Origin of the sequence: Streptomyces sp. WAC05292, from assembly GCF_003949955.1 — a bacterium.
Taxonomy (GTDB): domain Bacteria; phylum Actinomycetota; class Actinomycetes; order Streptomycetales; family Streptomycetaceae; genus Streptomyces; species Streptomyces globosus.
The window spans coordinates 1-6,193 of sequence record NZ_RPSE01000373.1 but is presented as its reverse complement, the minus strand read 5'-3'; the positions used below and the strand labels follow the sequence as shown (position 1 = coordinate 6,193).

Below are 6,193 nucleotides of genomic sequence, written 5' to 3'. Positions count from 1 at the left end.
GCCGCACCCCATGGCCGGGCGGCGGGGGCCGTCCCTAGCGTGAGGGCCATGAAGCGCACCGCGGCCGTCGCCGCCCTCGCCCTGTCCCTCGCCGCCGGACCGGCCCCCGGCGCCGCACCGGCCGCCTCGGCCGCCTCCGGCGACGGCCTGGACCGGTTCCGCGGCCAGCCGCTCACCTGGGCCGCCTGCCCGGGGCTCGATCCCGCACCGGAGGGGCTGGAGTGCACGGCGGTCACCGTGCCGCTGGACTACGCCCGCCCGCACGGCCGCACGATCCGGTTGGCCGTGTCGCGTATCCGGGCCGCCGGCCCCGGGAAGCGCCGCGGCATCCTGCAGACCAACCCGGGCGGGCCGGGCACCCGGGGCCTCGCCGTGCCGGCCGACGTGCGGGCGTGGATGGAGCCCGGGACCGCGGCCGCGTACGACGTCATCGGAATGGACACCCGCGGCCTCGGCGCGAGCACCCCGCTGGACTGCGGTCTGGAGCGGGGGACGTGGCTGCGGTCCGCGGGCGCGGACCGGGCGGGCTTCGAGGAGAGCCTGCGGATGGCGAAGGCCGACGCGGACGCCTGCTGGAGGGAGCACCCGGACGTGCTGCCGCACCTGACGACCCGCAACACCGCCCGGGACATGGACCTCGTCCGCAGCGTGCTGGGCGAGCGGAAGACTTCGTTCTTCGGCCAGTCGTACGGCGCCGTCCTCGGCGCGGTGTACGCGCAGATGTTCCCGGGACGCGTCGACCGGCTGGTGCTGGACAGCGCGCCCGACCCCGCCGCGTACTGGATGCGGACGCAGCAGTCCATGGGCCCGGCCGGCGAGCGGGCCCTCGACGAATTCGCCGCATGGGCGGCGCGGAACCCCGGACACGGCCTCGGCTCCACCGCGGCGGACGTCCGGGCCGCCGTCGAGGGCCTCGTGCGGAAGGCGGCGGAGCGGCCGATACCCGTCGCCGGGTTCCACGTGGACGACCACGTGCTGCCGCTCGTCCTCCACGCGTACGGCATGGACGAGGCCGACAACGCGTTGTACGCCGCCGCGGTGCGGCAGCTCCTCGACGCCGCCGACGGGCGGCCGGTCGAGGCGTCCGAGGACCTGCGCGCCGTGCTGACGGCCCTGCTGCACCCGGGTGCGACGGGGGCCGACGTCGACCTCTCCGCCGCCATGGCGACCGTCTGCGGGGACGTCACGACCCCGCGCGACCCCGACTGGTACCGGCGCGCCGTCGAACGGTCGCGCACCGCGCAGCCGGTGTTCGGGCCGCTCGTGAACGGCCCGGTGCCGTGCGCGTTCTGGCGGGAGCGGCCCCGCGAGGGGTTCCCGGAGATCGGCAACGACGTGCCCGCCCTCCAACTGCAGGCAGCCGGGGACACCCGTGCCACGTACGAGGGCGGGCTGGGCATGCACCGCAGGATGCGCGGCTCGCGCCTGGTGACCGTCCCCGTCCGTACGCACGGCGTCCTCGGCTCGCCGCACGGCCCGTGCGCCCGGCAGGCGGCGAACGACTACCTGCGGGACGGCACGCTGCCCGCCCGCGACACGGTCTGCGCGCCCTGACCGGCGCGCCGGCCGGCCCGGCCGCTCCCCGGCGGATCAGCGCGCGGGGAGCGCGCCGCGGGCCGCCGGGGGCCGGGCGGGCGGCAGGGCGGGCCGCAGCCCGTAGAGCCGCTCGCGCAGGGCGAAGAGGTCCCGGATCTTGCCGACCTGGGCCAGGCGGGCGAGGAGGGTGTCGATGCGGCGGTCGTCGCCGCGGTGCGCCGCCTGGAGGATCTCCTCGATGAGGCGGGCCGCTTGCAGGGCACGGTGCTCGCTGTCCACGGCAGGCCCCTACCCACGGAAAGACCCGCCTAGTGCTGTGACCAGGAAGGTCTGCCGGCCGACCCGTGCCCGCGGCCGGCGGGCCGTCAGTGGCGGATGATGTTCTCCGCCTGCAGGCCCCGGTCCGACTGGGTGATGTCGAAGCTGACCTGCTCGCCCTCGAGGAGCTCGCGGTAGCCGCTTCCGGAGATCCCCGAGTAGTGGGCGAAGACGTCCGGTCCTCCGCCGTCCTGGGCGATGAACCCGAATCCCTTCTCCGCGCTGAACCACTTGACCGTGCCCTTGGCCATCTTGCCTCCTGCTGCGAACTGCGGGCGGCCGCCCGGCTCCGGGCGGCGACACCCAGACCTACCGCGCACGGCGCCCGCGGCGCGGCTGCCACACCGACAGGTCACACGCTCCGGGCGTCTTTTCGCGCGGAGCGCGCGCCGTCCGAGGGGCCGGGGGCCAGGGGGCGAATCGCGCGCCGCCGGACGGGCATTTCGCGCAGCGGCTTGCCGCGATCAGGGGGCCGCTGGTAGCGGTGGCCGGCCAGGGTCCGCCCGACGGCGCCGGGGGCCGCCGGCACGCCCGCCTCCTTCGCGGACCGGCAGGCCCGCGTCGGGGGCTGAGGCCGTCCTGCCTCGCGCCGCGGGGACGTTCCGGACAACCTCCCCCCGTCGGGGACGGTTTCCGTACCTCGCGGTGCCCCGTTCGGCGGGGCCGCGCGGACGCCCTCCCGGCGGGCCGGGGGGTGCTGGTCGGGCGCGTCGGGCGGGGCCCCGGCGCGGCGCCGGCCCCGCTGCCCGGGCGGCCGGGCGCGCGCCGCGGGAACGGCGTACATCACGCCAGCCTGCGTCGGGCGCCCTGTCGCCGCCAGCGCGCGGCTGCCTACGCTGGGCGGGCAGTCGGTTCGCGTCACCGCTGCGGTGGCGCGTCGCAAGAGGGAACCCGGTGGGATTCCGGGACTGACCCGCAGCGGTGTGTGGGAACGAAAGTCGTCATCGGCACTGGGCTCCTTCGGGGGCCCGGGAAGCGGCGGCCGGTAGGAGAGGGCCTGCGGGCCCGCGCCCACGAGTCCGAAGACCTGCCACTGCGCGCGTGCGGCACACGCACGCGCTGTTCACGGTGACCTCGAGGACCGGGTCGGCGGGACGGACGGGCGGCTGCGCACACGGTGCGGCACGGCCCTCCTCTTCGCGCCCGCCTCCCCCGGGGCCGGGCGACGAGGAGGGAGCCGTTCTTGACCAGGGCCGACGGAACCTTCGCCGGCGCGTGCCACGGGACGCTCGGCGAGCTCTGGCAGGGGCCGCTGCGCCCCTGCGCCGACCCGGACATCGCCCTCGTGTCGTTCCCCGTGCGCCGGTACTCCCGCGTGTGCTTCACCCCCGGGGCGGAGCCCGCGCCGGGGCCGCCGCAGCTCGGCCCGAAGGCGGCCCGCGCGGCCCTCCTGTTCGCCGAGCGGTACGGGCTGCGCCTGCCGGCGGGCCGCTGGACCGCGCACTCCGACCTGCCCGAGGGCGTGGGGATGGCGAGTTCGACCGCGGACATCGTGGCCGTGCTGCGCTGCCTGTGCCGGGTGTTCTCGATGCCCTTCGACCCGCGGACGGCCGCCGGCGTCCTGTCGGCGATCGAACGGTCGGACAGCGTCTTCCTCGACGAGTTCGCGCTGTACCTGAGCGCACGCCACCGGCTGGTGCGCAGGCTGGGCACCGGCATCGGCTTCCACACCGCCTACGCCGTGGAGCCGGGCACCGTGGACACCTCGGCGGTCACCGCGCTGCTGCTGCGGCAGTACCGGCGGCGCGGGCAGGAGTACGAGCGGTCCCTGGACGAGCTGCTCAAGGGCTTCGCCGCCGGGGACCCGGCCGCCGTGGCCCGGGCGTCGACCACCAGTGCCGTCCTGTCGCAGGAGGCCCTGCCGAAACGCTCCTTCGACGCCGTCCTCGCCCACCGGGAGGAGTTCGGCGCGGACGGCGTCTTCGTCGCCCACACCGGATCGCTGATCGGCTACCTGTTCACCCGCCGGATCGGCTTCCCCGCCCGGGAGGAACTCTCCGCCTTCTTCCGCTCCCTCGGACACCAGTGCGCCTTCGCCCAAGGAGGATACGGGTGATTCACCCCCACATCGCGGACGCTCTCAAAGCCCCCGCCCTCGTCGCCCTCACGGAGGGCGCCGTCCTCATCCGCTTCGAGTCCATGAAGGTCTATTCGGCGCTCGCCGCCGTCGCCCGCCTGCTGGAGGAGGGCAGGGTGCGCCCGGGGCAGACCCTCGTCGACAGCTCCAGCGGCATCTACGCCCACGCCCTGGCCCTGGCCTGCCACCGCCACGGCATGCGCTGCCACATCGTCGCCTCCACGACCGTGGACGCCACCACCCGGGCCCAGTTGGAGATCCTGGGGGCCACGGTCGAGCAGGTGGCGCCCTCGCGGGACCTCAGGCTGGACCAGGAGCTGCGCGTGCGCCGGGTCCGGGAGATCCTCGCCGAGCGTCCGGACGTCCACTGGATGCGCCAGTACCACGACGACGTCCACTACCTGGGCTACGGGGAGGTCGCCGACCTCGTCGCGGACGCGCTCCCGGCCGGCCGGCGGCTGTCCGTCGTCGGCGGGGTCGGGTCCGGCGCCTCGACGGGCGGGCTGGTGGAGCACCTGCGGCGGCGCGACCCGGCCGTGCGGCTGGTGGGCGTCCAGCCGTTCGGCAGCGTGACCTTCGGCAGCCAGGACCACCACGACCCGGAGGCCATCATCGCGGGGATCGGCTCGTCGATCGACTTCGCCAACGTCCGCCACCGCCTGTACGACACCGTGCACTGGATGGACTTCACGCACGCGATGGCCGGGACGGTGGCGCTGATGCGCGAACACGCCGTCTTCGCGGGCCTGTCCACCGGCGCCGCCTACCTGGCCGCCGTCCACGAGGCGCGCCGGCACCCGGACGACCTCCACCTCGTGATCGGGGCCGACACCGGGCACCGGTACGTGGACCGCGTCCACGCCCGGCACGCCGAGGCGCTCGACCCCGCCTGCCTCAAGCCGTTCGAGGTGGGAGCCCCGGAGGAGATGGCCATGCCCTGGTCGACGATGGCGTGGGACCGCCAGGGGCGCCCCGGCGCGCGGACGGGGCGTGCCGCATGACAGTGGCCTGCCTGGAATCGCTCACCTTCGGCCTCGGGCACCTGGTGCGGGCCGCGGAGTCGCTCGGCGAGCGGCTGGTGCTGCTCACCCGGGACGCCGGCCACTACGCCCACGAACTGGGCCGGTTGGAGCCCGGCGCGCTGGACGTCGTCGCCGTGGACACGTTCGACACCGCCGCCGTGGCCGCGGAGCTCCACCGGATGCCGGGGCTGCGCGGGCTGATCAGCTCGACGGACACGTGGACCCTGGCCGGCGCCGAGCTGACGGCCCGCTTCGGCCTGCCGGGTGCGCCGCCCGAGGTGCTGCGGCTGACCCGCGACAAGGCCCGCGTACGCACCCTGCTGCACCGGGCGGGGCTCTCGCGGGCGCCCGCCGCCGAGGCCCCCGACGCGGAAGGGCTGCGCGCGGCCGTACGGAAGGAGACCGGCCTCCCCGCGGTCCTCAAGGACACGGCGGGCACCGGCAGCCAGAACGTCTGGCTGGTCCGCGACGAGACGGGACTGGACGCGGCGCTCCGCGAGGCGGCGGGCCGCCGGTTGACCGGGCGGCTGTTCGCCGAGCCGTTCTTCCCCGGGCCGGTCTACAGCGCGGAGACCCTCACCTGGGCGGGACGCACCAGGCTGTTGGGCGTCTCCAGTCGGCTGATGTCCCCCGAACCGCACTTCCGGGAGGAGGTGACCGCCTTCCCCGTCGCCTTCCCGGCCGTGCAGAGCCGGGAGTTGGAGCGCTTCCTCGGGAAGGTGCTGTCGGCCCTCGGCTACACCGACCGGTTCGCGCACGTGGAGTTCGCGCTGACGGCCGAGGGGCCGGAGGTGGTGGAGGTCAACCCGCGGATCGGCGGGGCGCTCGTCGGCGAGGCGCTGTGCCGGGCCCTCGGCGTCAACGTGTACGAGGCCCTGGTCGAGGCCGCGCTCGGCCGGCGGCCCCGGCTCATGGACGCCGGCCTCGGGACGCCGCCGGGCCCCGCGCTCGCCTTCGTCCTCGCCTACCCGGCGGAGCCGGGGGTGTTCACGGGCGCCGAGGGCCTGGAGCGGCTGGCCGGACTGCCCGGCGCGCCGGCCTGGTATCCGGTCAGACAGCCGGGCGACCGGCTCGAACACCTCGGCGACAGCCGCGGCTACGCCGGCATCGTCTGCGCCGAGGCCCCGACGCGGAAGGGCTGCGCGCGGCCGTACGGAAGGAGACCGGCCTCCCCGCGGTCCTCAAGGACACGGCGGGCACCGGCAGCCAGAACGTCTGGCTGGTCCGCGACGAGACGGGA

The 6,193-nt window shown here is 76.0% G+C and carries 6 protein-coding genes and 1 riboswitch; of the genes, 4 read left to right on the top strand and 2 right to left on the bottom strand.

All coding sequences use genetic code 11. From position 1 onward, the window contains the following. The first annotated feature begins 48 nt into the window (after nucleotides 1-48). Complete coding sequence (locus EF903_RS27015) at nucleotides 49-1,554, top strand: alpha/beta fold hydrolase (RefSeq protein WP_125547477.1); 1,506 nt, start codon at nucleotides 49-51, stop codon at nucleotides 1,552-1,554. 36 nt (nucleotides 1,555-1,590) lie between these two features. On the opposite strand, the gene EF903_RS27010 is transcribed toward EF903_RS27015, so the two are convergent. After that, nucleotides 1,591-1,815, bottom strand: a complete 225-nt coding sequence (locus EF903_RS27010) for a hypothetical protein (RefSeq protein ID WP_114055727.1) — start codon at nucleotides 1,813-1,815, stop codon at nucleotides 1,591-1,593. A gap of 86 nt (nucleotides 1,816-1,901) precedes the next feature. Beyond that, complete coding sequence (locus EF903_RS27005; protein ID WP_125547474.1) at nucleotides 1,902-2,105, bottom strand: cold-shock protein; 204 nt, start codon at nucleotides 2,103-2,105, stop codon at nucleotides 1,902-1,904. A 599-nt stretch (nucleotides 2,106-2,704) separates the two neighbouring features. Continuing rightward, nucleotides 2,705-2,904: riboswitch (cobalamin riboswitch) on the top strand. Nucleotides 2,905-3,037: 133 nt separating this feature from the next. Between EF903_RS27005 and EF903_RS27000 the strand changes: the two genes are divergently transcribed. The 3 genes from EF903_RS27000 to EF903_RS26990 form a co-directional block, all read left to right on the top strand. Then, on the top strand, nucleotides 3,038-3,910 hold the full coding sequence (locus EF903_RS27000) for a hypothetical protein (RefSeq protein WP_125547472.1): 873 nt from the start codon (nucleotides 3,038-3,040) through the stop codon (nucleotides 3,908-3,910). Continuing rightward, entirely contained in the window at nucleotides 3,907-4,932 is a 1,026-nt protein-coding gene (locus tag EF903_RS26995; RefSeq protein WP_125547470.1) for a cysteine synthase family protein, read from the top strand. Before EF903_RS27000 ends, EF903_RS26995 begins: the two co-directional genes overlap by 4 nt. Next, the coding region (locus EF903_RS26990) for an ATP-grasp domain-containing protein (protein ID WP_125547468.1) at nucleotides 4,929-6,193 on the top strand (1,265 nt) is incomplete at its 3' end. The genes EF903_RS26995 and EF903_RS26990, both read left to right, overlap by 4 nt.

Excerpts from the sequence above, each read along its gene's own strand:
- EF903_RS27005 (WP_125547474.1), bottom strand. The coding sequence starts at position 2,105 with ATGGCCAAGGGCACGGTCAAGTGGTTCAGCGCGGAGAAGGGATTCGGG.
- EF903_RS27015 (WP_125547477.1), top strand. The coding sequence starts at position 49 with ATGAAGCGCACCGCGGCCGTCGCCGCCCTCGCCCTGTCCCTCGCCGCC.